This window comes from Halosubterraneus shenae (assembly GCF_050510935.1).
In the GTDB taxonomy this organism is placed as follows: Archaea; Halobacteriota; Halobacteria; order Halobacteriales; family Haloferacaceae; genus JBDGPU01.
The window spans coordinates 195,109-211,340 of record NZ_JBNLVO010000005.1 but is presented as its reverse complement, the minus strand read 5'-3'; the positions used below and the strand labels follow the sequence as shown (position 1 = coordinate 211,340).

Here is a 16,232-nt window from a genome sequence, read left to right as displayed (position 1 = left end):
ACGATTCCCACAGACCCTTAAGTACTCGTGCCCACCTGCACGTATGGCAGACACCGAGACGTACACCGTGACCGGTCCCGACGGCGACGAAGACACAGTCGAGCTCCCCGCGGGGCTCGTCGACACGATGGCCGAGGAGGGCGAGGACCCGACGAAGGTCGTCACCGACGTCGTGCTGCAGGCGCTGGCCCAGCAGGCGCACATGCTCGTCCACCACAGCGAGGGCGAGGTGCCCGAGGACATCGAGCAGATGAACGAGACGGCCGCGGAGCTGTTCGAGGACCGCTTCGGCGTCCCGCTCGAAGAAGCGATCGGCCACTCGCACTAACGACCCGGCCGCACCCGACTGACCCCGCAGTTTTTACGCAGCCCGCAACCCATAGCGACGCCCCTGCCGTAGTCAGCGCACTTTTAAAGGTCGTTCACGCAGTCGACCTCATGCACGAGCGAGCCGCCGAGTTCGTCGACCGCGCGGTGGCGAGATACGACGTCGCCGTCGACGTGACGGAGTTCCCGGAGGGAACGAAGACCGCCGCCGAGGCCGCCGACGCCGTCGACTGCGACGTCGCGCAGATCGCCTCGAGCATCGTGATCGGGCTGTCAGGTACAGGACCGACGTCGACGGCGGACGACGGACCGCCCGCCGACCTCGTCGTCGCCGTTACCAGCGGCGCGAACCGCGTCGACCTGGACGCGGTCGCCGACTACTTCGACGCATCCAGCGCGTCGATGGCGGACGCCGACCGGATCCGCGAGGTCGTCGGCTGGAGCATCGGCGGGGTGCCGCCGATCTGCCACGAGACGGCGCTGCCGACCGTTCTGGACCCGACGCTGACCGAGTACGACACCGTCTGGGCCGCCGCGGGGACGCCGAGTGCGATGTGGTCCGTCGCCCCCGAGCGACTCCGAGAGCTGGCGGACTCGACGGTCGTCGACCTGACGGAGTAGGTTTCGAGCCGCTCCGCCGCGGACGTCCGCGTTCGGCGTTCCGAAACCCTTACTCCCGCGCCGTCGCTCCTGCCGGTATGAGCGATTCGTCCGACGACCCAGCCGAACCCGACGAGCCGTCGGCCGGCGTCGACGCCGCGGAGGTCGAGCACGTCGCCGACCTCGCCCGCGTCGACCTCGACGACGAGGAGATCGCGGCGTTCACCGACCAGTTCGGGGACATCCTCGAGTACTTCGAGACCCTCGACGAGGTCCCGGAGGTCGAACGCGAGGCCGAACTGGTGAACGTCATGCGCCCCGACGAGGTCGAGGAGGGCCTCAGTCAGGAGGAAGCGCTGCAGAACGCTCCGGAGTCCGAGGACGGCTTCTTTAAAGGGCCGAAGGTGTCGTAGATGAGCGCCGACCTCAACATCTTCATCACGGAGACGGAGATCGCCGGCGCCGACGACGGCCCCCTCGCGGGCAAGACCGTCGCCGTCAAGGACAACATCTCCACCGAAGGCGTCCGGACGACCTGCGGCTCCGCGATGCTCGACGACTACGTCCCGCCGTACGACGCCACCGTCGTCGAACGCCTCGCGGACGCGGGCGCCGACGTCGTCGGCAAGGCGAACATGGACGAGTTCGGGATGGGCACGACGACGGAGACCTCCGCGTTCGGCGCGACGAGGAACCCGGTCGACCCCGAGCGCGTGCCCGGTGGTTCCTCCGGCGGCTCCGCCGCAGCCGTCGCGGCTGGCGAGGCCGACCTCGCGCTCGGCTCGGACACGGGCGGCTCCGTGCGCTGTCCGGCCGCGTTCTGCGGCGTCGTCGGCATCAAGCCGACCTACGGGCTCGTCTCGCGGTACGGCCTCGTCGCGTACGCGAACTCCCTCGAACAGATCGGCCCGATCGGCAACACCGTCGAGGATGCCGCCGCGCTGCTCGACGCCATCGCCGGCCCCGACCCGAACGACGCGACGACGCGAGACGAAGGCGCGGACTCGAACTACGCCGCGGCCGCCGACGGCGACGTCGACGGGATGACCATCGGCGTCCCGACGGAGCTCTTCGAGGGCGCCGACGAGGGCGTCGTCGAGACGGTCGAGGCCGCCATCGACGACCTCGAGGCGCAGGGCGCGGAGACGGTCGAGGTCTCGCTCCCGTCCGTCGAGCACGCGGTGGAGGCGTACTACGTCATCGCGATGTCGGAGGCGTCCTCGAACCTCGCGCGCTTCGACGGTGTGCGCTACGGTCACTCCGCCGGCCACGAGGGCAACTGGAACGAGACGTTCGCCGGGACGCGCGAGGAGGGCTTCGGTGCGGAGGTCAAGCGCCGCATCCTCCTCGGCACCTACGCGCTCTCGGCCGGCTACCACGACAAGTACTACAAGAAGGCCCAGGACGCCCGCGCCTGGATCCGCCAGGACTTCGAGGAGACCTTCGCGGACGTCGACGTCATCGCGTCGCCGACGATGCCCGTGAAGCCCTTCGAACTCGGCGAGGGACTGGAGGACCCCCTCAAGCTCTACCTCGCCGACGCGAACACGACGCCGGTCAACCTCGCGAACTTGCCCGCGATCTCCGTGCCGGCGGGCGAGTCCGAGGGGCTCCCGGTCGGGCTCCAGCTCATCGGGCCGCAGTTCGGCGAGGAGAGGATCGTTCGCGCCGCGAGCGCGGTCGAGGAGTAAGGCGTCGCTGGGGCGGTATTATACTTTTAAACAAACCCTTGCACAGCGGCGTCCCTGTCGATGGTGTAGTGGCAGAGAATGCGTGGGACCGGATTTGAACCTCGGTCGCTCGACCGCAACGCATCGCTCCCTGATTCAAATCGCGGTCCAACTCCTTCGCTCACTGCGTTCGCTCATGCGTGGGACCGGATTTGAACCGGCGGACCCCTACGGGATAGCGTCCTAAGCGCTACGCCGTTTCCTGGCTTGGCTACCCACGCGCAACTCCCTGTAATCGAAAACCACTCAAAAACCCTCCGGACTCACGCCCGCGGTCGATTTTTAAGCCTCCGCCTCCAACGGCGGCGCATGTACCGCGCGAGCGACCGGGTCGCCAACGAGGACTGGATCGAGCGACTGACGGAGGCGGGGCAGTCGCTCGACCTCGACGACGACGCGGTGTCGACGGCGACGGACCTCTTCTTGACGCACGCGCCGGACGCCGCCCGGGAGAAGTCGACGATCGCGGCGGCCAGCCTCTACGCCGCCGCACTCATTCGCGGCCAGGAGCGCTCGCAGATCGACGTCGCCGAGGCGATGGACGTGACGCGGCTGAGCGTGCAACAGCACTGGAAACCGATCCTCGAGGAAGCCGGGTTTCAGCCACCCTCGTGGTGAGAGAGAGCAGCGCAGCCGCGACGGCTCACCGACGCTGGTCGGCCAGCAACCGCAGCGAGCGGCCGACGAGATACGCGGCGGTCCCGAGCGCGACGGCTCCGACCGCCGCGACGAGCAGTTGTTCGACGTAGGGCACGGGAACGTAAATCGGCGTCACGATCTGCAGGAGGGCGGCGGCAAAGGGACCGTAGACGAGAACGATCGACGGGACCAGTGCCCGCCGATCCTCGGCGATGGCGACGGCGCCGATAGTCGGTAGCGTCACCGCGAGGAGGGCGATCCATTCGGTCGCCGCGATGCCGAGCAGCTCAGCGAGCGGGAACGCGTAGAACGTGAGCAGGAAGCCGACGACGCTCCAGGCGAACGCGCGCTCCGCCGTGCGACTGCCGAGGAGGGGCGCGCGCTCGTCGGTCATTCCGACCTGGTGGCTTCGCGACCGGTCCGGTCCGGCGTCACGTTACCGTGTTCGTCGATCTCACCCTGCACGATCCGCGTCGACGAGATGCGCTCGCCGTCCTCGGCCTCGACGTGGTCCACGACCTCCAGTTCGAGGGGGTCGTGGCCGCGTTCCGCCCGTATCTCGTTGATCTGCTCGCCGCCCTCCTTCGTCTCGGGGGAGACGATGAGCGCGTCGAACTCCGGCTCGGTGGCGATACCCGTCGGTTCGTCGAGTTCGCGGACCTCGAACTCGCGGTCGTACTTGTCGGCGTACGTCGAGAGCTCCGCTTCCAGGTCGTCTTTTCGCTCCTCGAACGGCCGGACGTACCGGGGGACGTGCCGCGTCTCCTCGGCGAGTTCGTCCGACGTGAGCCCGACGGTGACGTCACCGAGTTCGAACGCCCGTTCGAACAGTTTCCGGTGACCGTCGTGGATGGGATCGAACGTCCCACCCAACGCGACGTTCATACTCGCCACTGTCGTCGTCACACCTTAAAAGGTCCCGAACCCGGATAGAACGGCGGTCGGCTGGGCCTACTTGACCGCGTCGTCGCCGTCGCCTTCGTCGGCTTAGGCTTCGTCAGTGCCGTCTTCGTCAGCGTCGGCTTCCTCGGCCCCGTCCTCGCTGTCGGCGTCGGCCTCGCCGTCGACCTCGTCGCCCTCGACGGAGATAGTCACCGGCTCACTGTCGCCCTCGGCCGATTCGCCACCCAGGCGACTGTCGAGGTTGAAGACGGTGTTCAGTTCCGCCTGCACCTCGCCGACGACGCCCTGGACGAGCTCGCTCGGCGCGATGGCCTCGTACTCGTAGGGGTTGTTGCCGGCACCGGCGCTCTCGCGCTTCCGCCGTTCGACCTTCCCCTCCTCGTGCAGCTCCGCGAGCGCCTCGCGGACCGTGCTCGGGTAGAGGCCGGTGCCGTCGGCGACCTCCTCGCTGGTGCTGTTCGGATGCTCGCGCAGGTAGACGAAGATCCGTGCGCGCGTTTCGGTGTCGAGCAGCCAGGAGAGGAGGTCGACCACGCTCTCGTCGAACTCCTCGACGGCTTTGCCGGCACCCTCGCCGAGCCGTTCCTTCGTCTTTCGAAGCTCCTCCCGCGTTCGGTCCGTCGGTGACCCCTCACCCTCGTCCGTGACGTCCTCGTCGGTACCCATTGTACGCGATAGTCGGCTCTCCGCCGGGAAAAGCGTTTCTCGTCGTTTGGAATCCGACGGAACTCCGACCTTCCCGTCGGCCACGACTCCCCTGCAACCGCCCCAGTCGGACTCTACAGCCGCAGATCGGCACACAGCGCGTCGACACCCTGTTCGTCGAGGATCCGACGCTGCCGTGCGGCCCCGCTCTCGCGGTCGTACACGTCCTGGAGCGACTCCACGCCCAGCCGGTCGACCTCGCGCTCGACGAACTCGCCGAGACTGACGGTGCCCTCGCCGTCCCGGGCGAGGAAGGCGGCGTCGTGGCCCCGGCGCGTCGCGCGCCACTTGTTCTCGTCCAGCAGCTCCCGCCGGAGGGTCGGGATCGACTCGCCGTCCTCGTACCGCTCCGCGAGGTCGACGACGAGCGCGTGGACGTACTCGGCGAACGCCAGCGTGACCTCGGGGTCGGCCTGCCCGTCCGGCGCGCGCACCTCGACGCTCCCGTGCTGGGTGTGCGGCCGGACGTCGAACCAGAGTTCGCCGCGGTCCTCGATGGAGCCGTCTTCCACCATCCGTCGCTCGTAGCGCTGGAACGCCTCGAAGTCCTCGAACGTCGTCGGCATCCCGGTGTTCGGCAGGTTCTCGAAGACCTTCGCGCGGGCGGAGGCCAGCCCCGTATCGAAGCCGTTCCAGCACGGCGAGTTCGCCGAGAGCGCGAGGAGCACGGGCATGTACCAGCGCAGCCGGTTGGCGACCCACACCGCCTTGTCGGCGTCGTCGACGCCGACGTGGACGTGCAGCCCCGCGGTCGTGTTTCGATGCTGAGGGTACTGGATCCGGTCGAGCTGCGACCGATAGCGCGGCTTTTCGGCGTGGTCGAGCTCGCGCCACTTCGCCTCGGGATGGAGGCCGGCGGCGGCGATCCCGAAGCCGTGTGCCTCCGCGTGCTCGACGAGGGCCTCGCGAACCGCCGTGAGCTTCTCACGGGCGGTCGATACGTCCTCGATGAGGGGCGTCTGCGTCTCGATCGTGCACTTGAACAGTTCGTGGTCGAGCTCGTCGATCGGATCCGGCGGGTCGGCTCCGTAGACGAGTTCGTCCGTTCCGGACGTCGGACGACCGTCGGCGTCGACGATGAAGAACTCCTCTTCGATGCCGAGCGTCCCCATCCGGTCGAACGCGTCTCGCGAGCCGAGTTCCATCAGCCACCCGTTCGACCCCGGAGGGTAAATATGGTGTGAAGCCGGCCGTCTCTGTGACCCGCGCGCAACAGCGCGAAAAAGCGGGACACCCCCGTAGCGTGACCTACTTCGGCGTCGCGACGACGCCGAGGTGGTCGTCGTGATAGCGGTCCAGCCGTCCGCGCTCCAGGATCTCGTAGGCGTCCGCGAGCCGGTTACAGACGTCGTCGAACACGACCTCGGGATCCGCCGTCACGTCCTCGCTCCGGGCCTTGACTGCCAGCAGCAGCCGGCCATCGTCCGCGAGGAACCGCGCGTTGTCGACGGCGACGTCGGCCTGTCCACGCGTCGCTACGTCCTGCACGACGACGTCGACGTCGCGCTCGACGACGTGCGCGTACGTCTCCGGCTTCCGCGCGTCCTTTAAAATCGGGAACAGTCGCTCCCGCGGTTCGACCGCGTCGAGCAGGTCCCGCGCGGGCCGCGGGGCGAACTCGACGGCGTACATCGGGCCGGCGAAGTCGGCGACGTGGCTCACCGTCGTCCCCGCGGCTGCGCCGAGATACAGCACGGTCTCGCCGCCGTCGAGGCCGGTGTCGAACTCGAGCGCGAGCATCGCACCGAGCTTCGAGCGCTCGGGGTTCCAGGCGCGCCACTCACCGTCGGTCGGTTCGCCGTACACCGGTTCCCCCGTCGTCGCCAGCGACTTCTCGCCGTCGAACGCGTGGCGCTCGACGCCCGCCGGAAGTCCATCACTCATCGGCCCCACCTCCGTCGGTCGCGGCGGAGTCAGCCGACTCCCCGGTCGAGTCCTCCGCTTCCTCCGCTTCTTCCGCTTCCTCTGCCCGCGCCCGGATCGTCGCCATCCGCTCCCGCAGCTCCTCGTGGACGTCGGGTCGCAGCTCCCCGGAGTAGTGGTCGATCCGGGCGGCGATGGCGAGCTTGCCCGCGAGCGCGCGGGCCGCCGAGCCGCGGTCAGCCGGGCGCGTGTTGCGCACGAAGTCGTGCGTGAAGATGGCGCCGTGCTTCGGGGACGGCGCGCGGCCGGAGAGGTGCGCGAACAGCGCGTCCTCCGCGCCGAGCACCTGCACCGTGCCGGACGGCTTCTTCGCGAGCGTCTCCAGCCCGCCGGCCAGCTCGATGAGCCGCGCGGCGAGAACGGGACCGGCCATCTTCGTCAGGTTGGGCGCGACCCCGGGCGCGGTCTCCTCGATGAACGTTCGCAGTTCGTCGCGCTCGTCCGCGAGGTCGACGACGCGGGTCGCCAGCGAGATGGCCCGCCGCTCCGCGGCGTTGTCGGCCTCGCGTTCGGCGAGATCGCGGGCGCCCTCGATGCCCTCGCTGACGTCGTCGAACAGCGCGCCGCCCCACTCGATGGCCCGCTCCGCCAGCTCGTTGGCGGTCCGCTCGCAGTCGTCCATGCTCCGGATGGCGTGGATCAGCTGCTGGTCGTCGGCGCGCTCGCGCTCCTGCACGGCCTCGCGCGTGGCCGTGACCGTGGCCTCGCGGAGCTCGTCGTAATACGCTGCCTCGTCCTCGGCGAAGCCGGCCTTGACGGCGAGCGCCGGCCAGTCCGCCGGCTCCTCGGCCTCGCCTTCCCGTATCGCGTCGCTCGCGGCGTCGACGTCGCCGGGGTCGACGCCCGCGAACCACGCCGCGTCCGCGGCGTCGGTTTCGTCTGTCATTGTCCCATCGTACACGACGGCCTCGTATATGCGTTCCCGAAACGGGAGGCCGTGGGTTGGGTGCCTGAAACGGCCCATCCTGTTCAGCGGCGGTCGGTCCGTCCTGCTATCCGTTGCTGATACCGTCGGCGGCGCCCGGCCAGTCGGTGAGACAGGCCCCCCGTCACCTGGCCCGTCAGCGCCCTTATGGGACGTCGGGCCGTACGTGTGGTATGACCGAATCGGCCAACTCCGAGGGCGACGCATCCGGCGTCGGCGACGCTGCCGCCGACACCGCCGACGCCGCCGACGCCGCCGACGCTGTCGCTGACGCAAACGACGACGGCCCAACCTCGTCCGCAGCCGACCCGGTACTCATCTACGACGGCGACTGTCCGTACTGCTCGATCGCCGCCGTCGCGCTGCAGCGGATCGAGTCGATCGACGCCGTCGGCTGGGCGGCGGACCCCGTCGGCCCGTTCCTCTCCGCCCAGTTCGACGCTCAGCCGTTCGCGATGCTGCTCGTCGATCCGGCGGAGGGCCGAGTGTACGCCGGTCGCTCCGCCGCCGAGGAGCTCGCCGAGCGCGCCGGGACGCCGGGCATCGTCGGCTCGCTGGTTCGGGACAACTACGACGCGATCGCCGAGACGGTCGGACGTCTCTCGGGTCGGGAGCGAGATCCGGCGGACGTCCAGGACACCTACGAGCTGACCGAGGCGGCCCGCGAACGACTTCCGGCGCTCCGCGCTGCGGCGACCGATGGCCCCGCGGACGTCGTCGACGCGAGCGACGCGGCGAACGCGGACGCATGACGGGCGACGGCGGCACGTACACGCTGATCGTCACGCTCCGGGAACCAGTGAGCCTGACCGTCGGCGCGCTCGGGGAGGTGACGCTGCCGGCGGGCGCGTACGCGTACACCGGAAGCGCGCTCGGCTCGGGCGGGTTCGCACGCCTCGACCGCCACCGACGGCTCGCCGCCGGCGACAGCGACACCCGACACTGGCACGTCGACTACCTGCTCGGCCATCCGGCAGCAACGCTGTTCGACGTCGTCAGGACGCCCGGCCGCGACGTCGAGTGCGCGATCGCCGAGCGGCTCGGCCCCGGACCGGTTCCGGGGTTCGGCGCGTCCGACTGCGACTGTGCGTCACACCTCGCGCACCGCTACGCACCCTCCGAGCTCGCGGCCGCGACACGAGCGGCTCACGACGAACTCTGACCCGGCAAGCGGTTCTCGCGAGAACGTTCGAAGCGACGAACCTGCAGTTCGGAAGACGCATCGACTGGAGGTCGAAACGAAAGAGTGCCGCGAACGGCCCAACTGGGCCGGCACGCGGTGAAAGAGCGCGACGGGGCCGTCCGGGCAAGGCGGCCACGTCGCGGGGGACACGGCAATCCGGGCAGATCGGCGTGTCCGTGGGGATCGGTCCGGGCAGGGCCGATCCGGGTGATCCGACTAGTCCGGGCAGAGTCGTCGGATCGAGGCAAGCCAACCGGGCAGATCGGCTCACCGAGTTGCCGGCGTTTGAGGCACCCCGGCGTCTGTAAAGAGTGACTCCTCTTATAAAAATGTTTACTGAACGTCCAACATCGGCCGGGCCGTTGATCCGCTGTCCGGAACGTCGTCTCGCTCCGACGACTGTTGGTCCCGACGTTCCGCGTCGGCGGAAAGACTCCCGCTACAGGTCGTATCGCTCCATGACGTCCTCCAGCTGCTCGCGGCGGCCCTCCGTCGCCTCCTCCTGCAGCGCCGCTTCCTCCGGCGTTGGGGTTTCGAGCGAGGGAACCCCCGTGGGGGACCCCCCCTCGTCGAGCGCGACGAAGGTGAAGTAGGAGGTCGTCGTCTGCCGCTCCTCGCCGGTGCGCGGGTTCTCCGCGTGAACGTCGACCTTGACGTCGACGCTCGTGCGCCCGGTGTTGAACACGTAGGCTTCGATGATCGCGACTTCGCCGACCTCGATCGGCGAGATGAAATCGACGTGGTCCATCGACGCCGTGACGACCTGCCGGTTGGCGAACCGCATCCCGGCGATCGCGCCGGCGATGTCCATCCAGTGCAGGACGGCGCCGCCCAGCGCCCGCCCGAGGTTGTTGGTGTCGTTCGGCAGCAGCATCTCCGTCATCTCCGTGTGCGATTCGGCTAGCGTCGAGGACTCGGTCATATCGAGCGATCCGGCCGCCGGAGCAAGAAGGTGTTCGGTTCTCGTCTCCCCTGGGTCTCGATCACAGGGTTCTCATTCGGTGGCGTCCCCGCTTTCCCCGTCGTCCTCCGCGGACTCGTTCGCGTCCTCCCCATCTTCCGGGGGTTCGTCCGATGGCTCGTCGGAGGCCGGATGGTCGGAAGTCGGCTCGTCGGGGACTGGTTCGTCCGAACCCGGCTCGTCGGAGACGAGATCGACTCCGGATCCGGCGTCCTCGAGGGTCCCTCCTCCGTCTTCGTCCCGTGGCCCGGCCACGTCGAAGCCGACGGTCTCCGGCGGTTGCCCGGCTTCCTCGACCACCTCGTCGGTGACGACGATCGGGCAGTCGACGCGTGCGGCCAGCGCGAGCGCGTCCGAGGGCCGAGCGTCGAAGACGAACCGCTCGGGCCGCCCCTCGTCGTAGCGCTCGACGTCGACTTTCGCGTAGAAGGTGCCGTCGATCAGGTCGTCGATGCGCACCCGGTTCACCGCGCCGCCGAACTCCGTCAGCAGCTCCAGGAGGAGGTCGTGCGCGAGCGGGCGCTCGAACGGCTCGCCCTCCAGGGCCATCCCGATCGACTGGGCCTGGTCGGGGGAGACGAAGATCGGGAGGCACTCGTCCCGGACCGCCAGTATCACGGCCGGGACGGTCTCGCCGCCGGGGCCGGTTCCGGTGCCGATGGCGACCACGTCGGCGTCGTGTTCCATACACTACCGTCGACCGCCGACTATGAAAGGTTATCCTCGCCGTCGACGGCAGCCCGACGGATGGCCGCCGATCGAACTCACGCCATCTGCCGCCACGCGGACCGGTACCAGTACGCCCAGACGACGGTGAATACGAGCGCCGCGCCGAGGAAGAAGACGACGCCCGGCTCCAGCAGCGAGAGCGCGTAGTCGGCGGCGGCGTCCGCGGCGTCGACGGCGTCACCGCTGTACGTCGCGTTGGGCGTTTCCGTCCCGCTCGTCGTCGCGGATTCGAGCGACTCCGTCGTCGAGTCCTCCTGCACCACCATCCCGTCGGATTCGGTCGCGGTGCCGGAAGCGCCCCCGGAATCGCCGTCCGCACTCGCGTCGCCCGTTTCCGGAACGGACACCGAGAGGAGGCGCTGGGCAGCCAGCGCCGACAGGCCGAGGATACCGTACCCCGTGAGCAGCCGCTTCAGGGCGGTCTTCACGCCGGACTCGGTCGTGGAACTCCCGGCGAAGAGCACTAGCGGCTCGTCCGCGGGCGCGTAGACGTTCATCTCGCGGCCCTTCTCGGAGTAGACCGTGTCGACGACCTCGACGAGGTCCGCCTCGCGGAGGTTCCCCAGGTGATACTGGACGTTCTGGAGGGTCGTATCGAGCTCGTCGGCGAGTTCGGAGGTCGTCGAGGGCTGTTCGTGGAGGGCGGTCAGCGCTGCGCGGGCGGTCTCCGAGGACAGGGCGTCGATGAGGTCGTCCGCGTCGTCGTCGTCGACGTCGACGACGCGGGGCTCCCGGTCCTCGAGGGAGACGTCCGGCAGGGAGGGCAGCAGCCGGGACATATACGCTATCTGCCACCGACGTGTACATAGGCATTTGGGTACTCCGTGCCGGTCAGCCAGGGTCGGACGCGACCAGCGCGTCGTACGTCAGCCCGTTGCACCTGAACGCACAAACCCTATACAGCACGGTCCAGTAGCGGACCTATAATGAGTGAGCCGCCGGACGCGCCCGCGGGGCCGTCAGCCGCGAGCGCTGATGCGACCCCCGACCCCGAGTCCGCAGCTGGGTCGGTTACCGTCGTCGGCACTGCCCACGTCTCCGCCGACAGCGTCGACGAGGTCGAGGAGACCATCGAACGGGAGCGCCCGGACGTCGTCGCCGTCGAGCTCGACGAGGGCCGTTATCGACAGCTGCAGGGTGAGGAGCCCGAGAACCTCGACGCCGGGGACCTGCTGAAGGGGAACACCGTCTTCCAGTTCCTCGCATACTGGATGCTCTCGTACGTCCAGACGAAGCTTGGCGACCAGTTCGACATCGAACCGGGCGCCGACATGCTCGCCGCCGTCGAGACCGCTGAATCGCTCGGGCTCGACGTCGCCCTCGTCGACCGCGACATCCAGACGACGATCCAGCGCTTCTGGGCCCGGATGACCATCCCGGAGAAGCTCCGCATGATGGGCGGGCTCGCCTTCGGCGTCACGGACTCCCGCGTCGTCGGCATCGTCGCCGGGATCGTGGTCGGGATCCTGCTCGGCCCCGCGATCGGGCTCTTCGGTGGGGCCCTCGGCATCACCGACGCGCTCCTGACGCAGGTGACCGGCGGCGTCCTCCTCGGCGGACTGGTCGCGTACGCGACGGAGAAGCTCGGGACCGCACTGGACCCGGAAACACGCCTGTTTACCGCGCTCGGCGCCGGACTCGCGACCGCGGGCGCCGCGGCGATCACGGGCGTCCTCGACGGCCTCATCTCGGCGTACCTCGGCACGTTCGCGATCCGGACGATCGGGAGCCTCGGGATCGGCATCGGCGGCGGGCTGACAGCCGGGCTCGTTGCCGCCGGCGCGATCGCGCTGTTTGGCACCACGGAGCCGGCGGAAGAAGCCGGCATCGAGGAGCTCGAGATGGAGGACCTGACGGACGCCGACGTCGTCACGATGATGATGGAGGAGTTCCGCCAGTTCTCCCCGGGCGGCGCCGAGGCGCTCATCGACGAGCGCGACGCGTTCATCGCGCACAAGCTCGTTGCGCTCCGGAACCAGGGGTTCGACGTCGTCGCCGTCGTCGGCGCCGGGCATCGGGAGGGCATCGAGGGCTACCTCGCGAATCCCGAAACCCTTCCCCCGATGGAGAGTCTCCTCGGCCAGGAATCGGGCCGCGGCATCCCGTGGGGGAAGATCTTCGGCTACGGCGTCACCGTCGCCTTCTTCGCGTTCTTCATCCTGCTGGCGATGGCGGGCGTCCAGAACGGATTCCTGCTCCGCGTCTTCGCCGCCTGGTTCCTGATCAACGGCGTCTTCGCGTTCGGCTTCGCGAAGCTGGTGGGCGCCCGCTGGACCTCGGCCGGCGTCGGCGGCGCCGTCGCCTGGATGACCTCGATCAACCCGATGCTGGCTCCCGGCTGGTTCGCGGGCTGGGTGGAGCTGCGCCACCTCACGGTCAACGTCGGCGACATCTCGACGCTCAACGACCTGCTCTCGGACGAGACGAAGCCCGTCTCGGAGATCGTCTCCGAGATGTTCGAGGTGCCGCTGTTCAAACTCATCATGGTCGTCGCGATGACGAACATGGGGAGTATCGTCGCGAGCTTCCTGTTCGCCGTCTACCTGCTCCCGCTGCTGTTCGGCACCGAACTCGGTGGGATCGACGGCGTTACCCGGCTGATGCTGGAGGGCGCCCGAAACAGCGCCGACCTGATCTGGCACGCGGTGATCGGGCGATAATCATGAGCGGACAGTTCTCCACGTTCCGACTCAGCGACCTCCGGTTCAGCGACCGCGAACTGAAGGATCTCGCCATCTCGTGGCTCGCGCTCGGCGTCGCGTTCGCCATCTTCTTCGCTGGCGGGGCCGGAGCCGTCCAGCGACTGCTGTCGGCGAACGGGATCGTCCTGCTGCTCGTGAGCCTCCTGACGGCCGGCGTCGGCTTCCTGCTGCACGAGGTCGCACACAAGGTCGTCGCCGTCAGATTCGGCCAGGTTGCCGAGTTCCGGGCGGACCACAGTATGTTGTTCCTCGCGATCATGTCCGCGCTCCTCGGCTTCATCTTCGCCGCGCCGGGCGCGGTCCATCACCGCGGTCGCGTGACGAAGCGGGAACACGGCCTGATCGCGCTCGCCGGGCCGGTGACGAACGTCGTCCTCGGCGTCGTGTTCCTGCCGATATTCGCGGTCGGGTCCCTCGCGTCGTCGCCGCTGCTGCTTCTGATCGGTGCGCGAGGCATCGCCGTGAACCTGTTCCTTGCGGCGTTCAACATGATCCCCTACGGGCCCCTCGACGGGAAGACCATCATCGCCTGGAGCAAGCCTGTCTGGGCGGCGACGTTCGTCGTCTCCGTCCTGGCAACGGTCGGCTTCTTTATCTCCGGTGCCGGGTCGCTGGCGCTCTGATTACGGCCCGCTTGCTTTCCGGATCTGGGTCGTCCGTCTTCTCCTCCTGAAGCTCCGAGTTCCCCAGAGCGGGCGCAAACGGTGGGCTTTTGCCCCGTCGCGTCGGCTCTTCGACCATGACCGAGGGCGAGGACGACGGGCTCACCTACGCCGAGTCCGGCGTCGACATCGACGCGAGCGAGGCAGCCACGGCGGCACTCATCGGCGCCGTCGGCGAATCGGCGGGCGACTACGCTGGCCTGCTGGACATCGGCGACCGCTACCTGGCGCTGGCGACGGACGGCGTCGGCACCAAGCTCCTCGTCGCCGAGGCGCTCGAGGACTACTCGACGATCGGCATCGACTGCATCGCGATGAACGTCAACGACCTCGTCGCGGCCGGCGTTCGCCCCGTGGCGTTCGTCGACTACCTCGCGGTCGACGAGCCGGACGAGACCTTCGCCGAGCAGGTCGGCGAGGGGCTCGCCCGCGGCGCCGAGCTCGCGGACATGGAGCTCGTCGGCGGCGAGACGGCCGTAATGCCCGAAGTGATCAAGGGGCTCGACCTGGCCGGCACCTGCGCGGGACTGGCCCGGAAGGACGCCGTCTTCGAGGGCGCCGCCGAGCCCGGGGACGCGCTCGTCGGCTGGGAATCCTCCGGGATCCACTCGAACGGACTGACGCTGGCTCGCGAGGCGACGACGCGCGAACACGAGTACACGGACCCCTGCCCGTTCGAGGGGTACGAGACCATCGGCGACGCGCTGCTGGAGCCGACCCGGATATACACCGACCTTCTGGACCCGATGCGCGAGCACGACGTGCGCGCCGCTGCCCACATCACTGGCGGCGGTTGGGGTAACCTCGAACGACTTGGTGACCATCGCTACGTGGTGGACGACCCCTTCGACCCCCAGCCAGTCTTCGAGTTCGTCCAGTCCGAGGGCAACGTCTCGGACGAGGAGATGCACCGCACCTTCAACATGGGCACCGGCTTCGTCGCCGCCGTCGACCCGGATCAGGCGGAGGCGCTGGCGACGGCGACGGACGGTCGCGTCGTCGGCCGCGTCGAGGAAGGCGGAGGCGTCGCGATCCGCGGGCTGGACCTGTAAGCGCGGATCGACGACACTGGGCGGGATCGTCGGTGAAACTGGCGAGCAGGTGGCTGTTCTCAGGGCTTCGATTCCGCGCCGGAGCGCCACGCTCCCGCCTCGACCGACGCGAGCGGCTGGTCAGGTCACGGGGCGTCTGGCGCGGTATCGGTGAAAAAGCTCAGGAGCGGTGCGCGGCGGAGAGCTCGGAAGTTGGGCGGACGGAGAGCTCAGGAAAGGTACGCGGCGATGTCCGCTTCGGTGATGATTCCGACCGTCTCCCCGCCATCGGTTACCATGACGGCCTTGTAGTGGTCCAGCAGATTCCGGATCTCGTCGACGGTCGCGTCGGGCGCGACCGTCGGGAACGACTCGCTCATCACTTCACTGACCGGAAGCTCGCTCACGTCGCCACCCGCCTGGACGACGTCGCTCTGGCTGATCGAGCCGACCGGGACGCCGTTCTGGAGGACCGGGAGCTGTGAGTACGCTTCGCCCTCCATCAGGTCGACCGCGTCGGCGACGGCGTCGTCCGGGGCGACGCTGATGACCGTCTCGTGCATCAGGTCCGCGGCGCGGACGACCTCGCCTTCCGCCTCGTCGAGCGCGTTGACGATGCGGCGGAGCGTCGAGAGTCGGGGGTCGACGTCGCCGCCCTCGATGCGAGCGATGAGGGGTTGCGATACGCCGGCGGCCTCCGCCAGGGCGCTCTGGGTGAGGCCGAGTTCGTTGCGGCGCTCACGCAGGTCCTGCGGCGTCGGGAGTTCCATACCGACTAATAACTTGAAGTTATACGAAAAACTTTCGACGTCGGTACGATTCGCTGAGACGAGCGGCGCGGCCTACGCTTCCGCTTCCTCTTCGTCGGCTTCCGTCTCGATGATCTCGATAACCTCAAGCGGGACGTCAGTCAGTGCACCGCCGACCTCGCTTTTTGCGATCCGGGACGCGTGCTCCTCGCTGTCGGCGTTGAAGATCTCGATCTCCAGCAGGAGGCCGACCAGCGCGGTGCCGGCGGAGATGAACGCGGAGTCGAACGGCTCGCCACAGGCGGGACACCCGGTCGCGCCAACTTCGACCTCGACGTACTGCTTGTCCGTCTCGTTGAGGCGTTTGCCGGCCTCGCTGACGGCGACACCGATCGCGTCGTCTACGTCGTCTACGTCACGGACCAACCAGGCTGCTTCCATCGCGACCAGATAGTTGCTCATA

General features: G+C 68.7%; 20 protein-coding genes, 1 tRNA gene and 1 pseudogene. 10 read left to right on the top strand and 12 right to left on the bottom strand.

The window, feature by feature from the left end; genetic code table 11:
- Positions 1-43 precede the first annotated feature (43 nt).
- The 4 genes from ACQE3M_RS12575 (at position 44) to gatA (ending at position 2,618) form a co-directional block, all read left to right on the top strand.
- Positions 44-328 (top strand): DUF7545 family protein, encoded by a 285-nt coding sequence (locus ACQE3M_RS12575; RefSeq protein WP_430505972.1) that lies wholly within the window; start codon positions 44-46, stop codon positions 326-328.
- 110 nt (positions 329-438) lie between these two features.
- The gene (locus ACQE3M_RS12570; RefSeq protein WP_430505971.1) at positions 439-948 is read left to right on the top strand and encodes a YbaK/EbsC family protein; all 510 of its coding nucleotides are present in this window, start codon (positions 439-441) and stop codon (positions 946-948) included.
- A gap of 77 nt (positions 949-1,025) precedes the next feature.
- Positions 1,026-1,340: an Asp-tRNA(Asn)/Glu-tRNA(Gln) amidotransferase subunit GatC gene (gene gatC, locus ACQE3M_RS12565; RefSeq protein ID WP_430505970.1), complete on the top strand. Its 315-nt coding sequence runs from the start codon at positions 1,026-1,028 to the stop codon at positions 1,338-1,340.
- The gene (gene gatA, locus ACQE3M_RS12560) at positions 1,341-2,618 is read left to right on the top strand and encodes an Asp-tRNA(Asn)/Glu-tRNA(Gln) amidotransferase subunit GatA (protein ID WP_430505969.1); all 1,278 of its coding nucleotides are present in this window, start codon (positions 1,341-1,343) and stop codon (positions 2,616-2,618) included.
- A 176-nt stretch (positions 2,619-2,794) separates the two neighbouring features.
- Here the strand turns inward: gatA and ACQE3M_RS12555 are convergent.
- Positions 2,795-2,878: transfer RNA gene (locus ACQE3M_RS12555), tRNA-Leu, on the bottom strand.
- Positions 2,879-2,966: 88 nt separating this feature from the next.
- Here ACQE3M_RS12555 and ACQE3M_RS12550 point away from each other — a divergent pair.
- Positions 2,967-3,275, top strand: a complete 309-nt coding sequence (locus ACQE3M_RS12550; RefSeq protein ID WP_430505968.1) for a transcription initiation factor IIB family protein — start codon at positions 2,967-2,969, stop codon at positions 3,273-3,275.
- Between the two features lie 25 nt (positions 3,276-3,300).
- Here ACQE3M_RS12550 and ACQE3M_RS12545 read toward each other — a convergent pair whose 3' ends face one another.
- The 6 genes from ACQE3M_RS12545 to ACQE3M_RS12520 form a co-directional block, all read right to left on the bottom strand.
- Positions 3,301-3,690: a hypothetical protein gene (locus tag ACQE3M_RS12545; protein ID WP_430505967.1), complete on the bottom strand. Its 390-nt coding sequence runs from the start codon at positions 3,688-3,690 to the stop codon at positions 3,301-3,303.
- Entirely contained in the window at positions 3,687-4,181 is a 495-nt protein-coding gene (locus tag ACQE3M_RS12540) for a phosphopantetheine adenylyltransferase (RefSeq protein WP_430505966.1), read from the bottom strand. Before ACQE3M_RS12540 ends, ACQE3M_RS12545 begins: the two co-directional genes overlap by 4 nt.
- Before the next feature lie 102 nt (positions 4,182-4,283).
- A complete protein-coding gene (locus ACQE3M_RS12535) occupies positions 4,284-4,865 on the bottom strand; it encodes a helix-turn-helix domain-containing protein (protein ID WP_430505965.1) in 582 nt (193 codons plus the stop codon).
- A 113-nt stretch (positions 4,866-4,978) separates the two neighbouring features.
- Complete coding sequence (locus tag ACQE3M_RS12530) at positions 4,979-6,049, bottom strand: glutamate--cysteine ligase (RefSeq protein WP_430505964.1); 1,071 nt, start codon at positions 6,047-6,049, stop codon at positions 4,979-4,981.
- A gap of 103 nt (positions 6,050-6,152) precedes the next feature.
- On the bottom strand, positions 6,153-6,788 hold the full coding sequence (locus tag ACQE3M_RS12525; RefSeq protein ID WP_430505963.1) for a fibrillarin-like rRNA/tRNA 2'-O-methyltransferase: 636 nt from the start codon (positions 6,786-6,788) through the stop codon (positions 6,153-6,155).
- On the bottom strand, positions 6,781-7,713 hold the full coding sequence (locus tag ACQE3M_RS12520; RefSeq protein ID WP_430505962.1) for an NOP5/NOP56 family protein: 933 nt from the start codon (positions 7,711-7,713) through the stop codon (positions 6,781-6,783). Before ACQE3M_RS12520 ends, ACQE3M_RS12525 begins: the two co-directional genes overlap by 8 nt.
- Positions 7,714-8,069: 356 nt before the next feature.
- Between ACQE3M_RS12520 and ACQE3M_RS12515 the strand changes: the two genes are divergently transcribed.
- Together ACQE3M_RS12515 and ACQE3M_RS12510 are read left to right on the top strand one after the other, a co-directional pair.
- Positions 8,070-8,504, top strand: coding sequence for a thioredoxin domain-containing protein (locus tag ACQE3M_RS12515; protein ID WP_430506139.1), 435 nt, complete (start codon positions 8,070-8,072; stop codon positions 8,502-8,504).
- A complete protein-coding gene (locus ACQE3M_RS12510) occupies positions 8,501-8,914 on the top strand; it encodes a GIY-YIG nuclease family protein (protein WP_430505961.1) in 414 nt (137 codons plus the stop codon). Before ACQE3M_RS12515 ends, ACQE3M_RS12510 begins: the two co-directional genes overlap by 4 nt.
- A 460-nt stretch (positions 8,915-9,374) precedes the next feature.
- Here the strand turns inward: ACQE3M_RS12510 and ACQE3M_RS12505 are convergent, their stop codons facing one another.
- From ACQE3M_RS12505 to ACQE3M_RS12495, 3 genes and pseudogenes are all read right to left on the bottom strand, one after another.
- Entirely contained in the window at positions 9,375-9,857 is a 483-nt protein-coding gene (locus tag ACQE3M_RS12505) for an acyl-CoA thioesterase (RefSeq protein WP_430505960.1), read from the bottom strand.
- 270 nt (positions 9,858-10,127) lie between these two features.
- Positions 10,128-10,583: pseudogene (locus ACQE3M_RS12500) on the bottom strand (bifunctional nuclease family protein); the annotation flags it as partial.
- Positions 10,584-10,660: 77 nt separating this feature from the next.
- The gene (locus ACQE3M_RS12495) at positions 10,661-11,404 is read right to left on the bottom strand and encodes an ArsR/SmtB family transcription factor (protein WP_430505959.1); all 744 of its coding nucleotides are present in this window, start codon (positions 11,402-11,404) and stop codon (positions 10,661-10,663) included.
- 147 nt (positions 11,405-11,551) lie between these two features.
- On the opposite strand from ACQE3M_RS12495, the gene ACQE3M_RS12490 reads away from it, so the two are divergent.
- From ACQE3M_RS12490 to purM, 3 genes are all read left to right on the top strand, one after another.
- Positions 11,552-13,285: a TraB/GumN family protein gene (locus tag ACQE3M_RS12490; protein WP_430505958.1), complete on the top strand. Its 1,734-nt coding sequence runs from the start codon at positions 11,552-11,554 to the stop codon at positions 13,283-13,285.
- A gap of 2 nt (positions 13,286-13,287) precedes the next feature.
- Complete coding sequence (locus tag ACQE3M_RS12485) at positions 13,288-13,950, top strand: zinc metalloprotease (protein ID WP_430505957.1); 663 nt, start codon at positions 13,288-13,290, stop codon at positions 13,948-13,950.
- Positions 13,951-14,066: 116 nt separating this feature from the next.
- A complete protein-coding gene (purM, locus tag ACQE3M_RS12480; RefSeq protein ID WP_430505956.1) occupies positions 14,067-15,041 on the top strand; it encodes a phosphoribosylformylglycinamidine cyclo-ligase in 975 nt (324 codons plus the stop codon).
- A 209-nt stretch (positions 15,042-15,250) separates the two neighbouring features.
- Here purM and ACQE3M_RS12475 read toward each other — a convergent pair whose 3' ends face one another.
- The gene (locus ACQE3M_RS12475) at positions 15,251-15,790 is read right to left on the bottom strand and encodes a CBS domain-containing protein (protein ID WP_430505955.1); all 540 of its coding nucleotides are present in this window, start codon (positions 15,788-15,790) and stop codon (positions 15,251-15,253) included.
- 72 nt (positions 15,791-15,862) lie between these two features.
- Positions 15,863-16,231, bottom strand: a complete 369-nt coding sequence (locus tag ACQE3M_RS12470) for a DUF555 domain-containing protein (protein WP_430505954.1) — start codon at positions 16,229-16,231, stop codon at positions 15,863-15,865.
- Position 16,232: the final 1 nt, after the last annotated feature.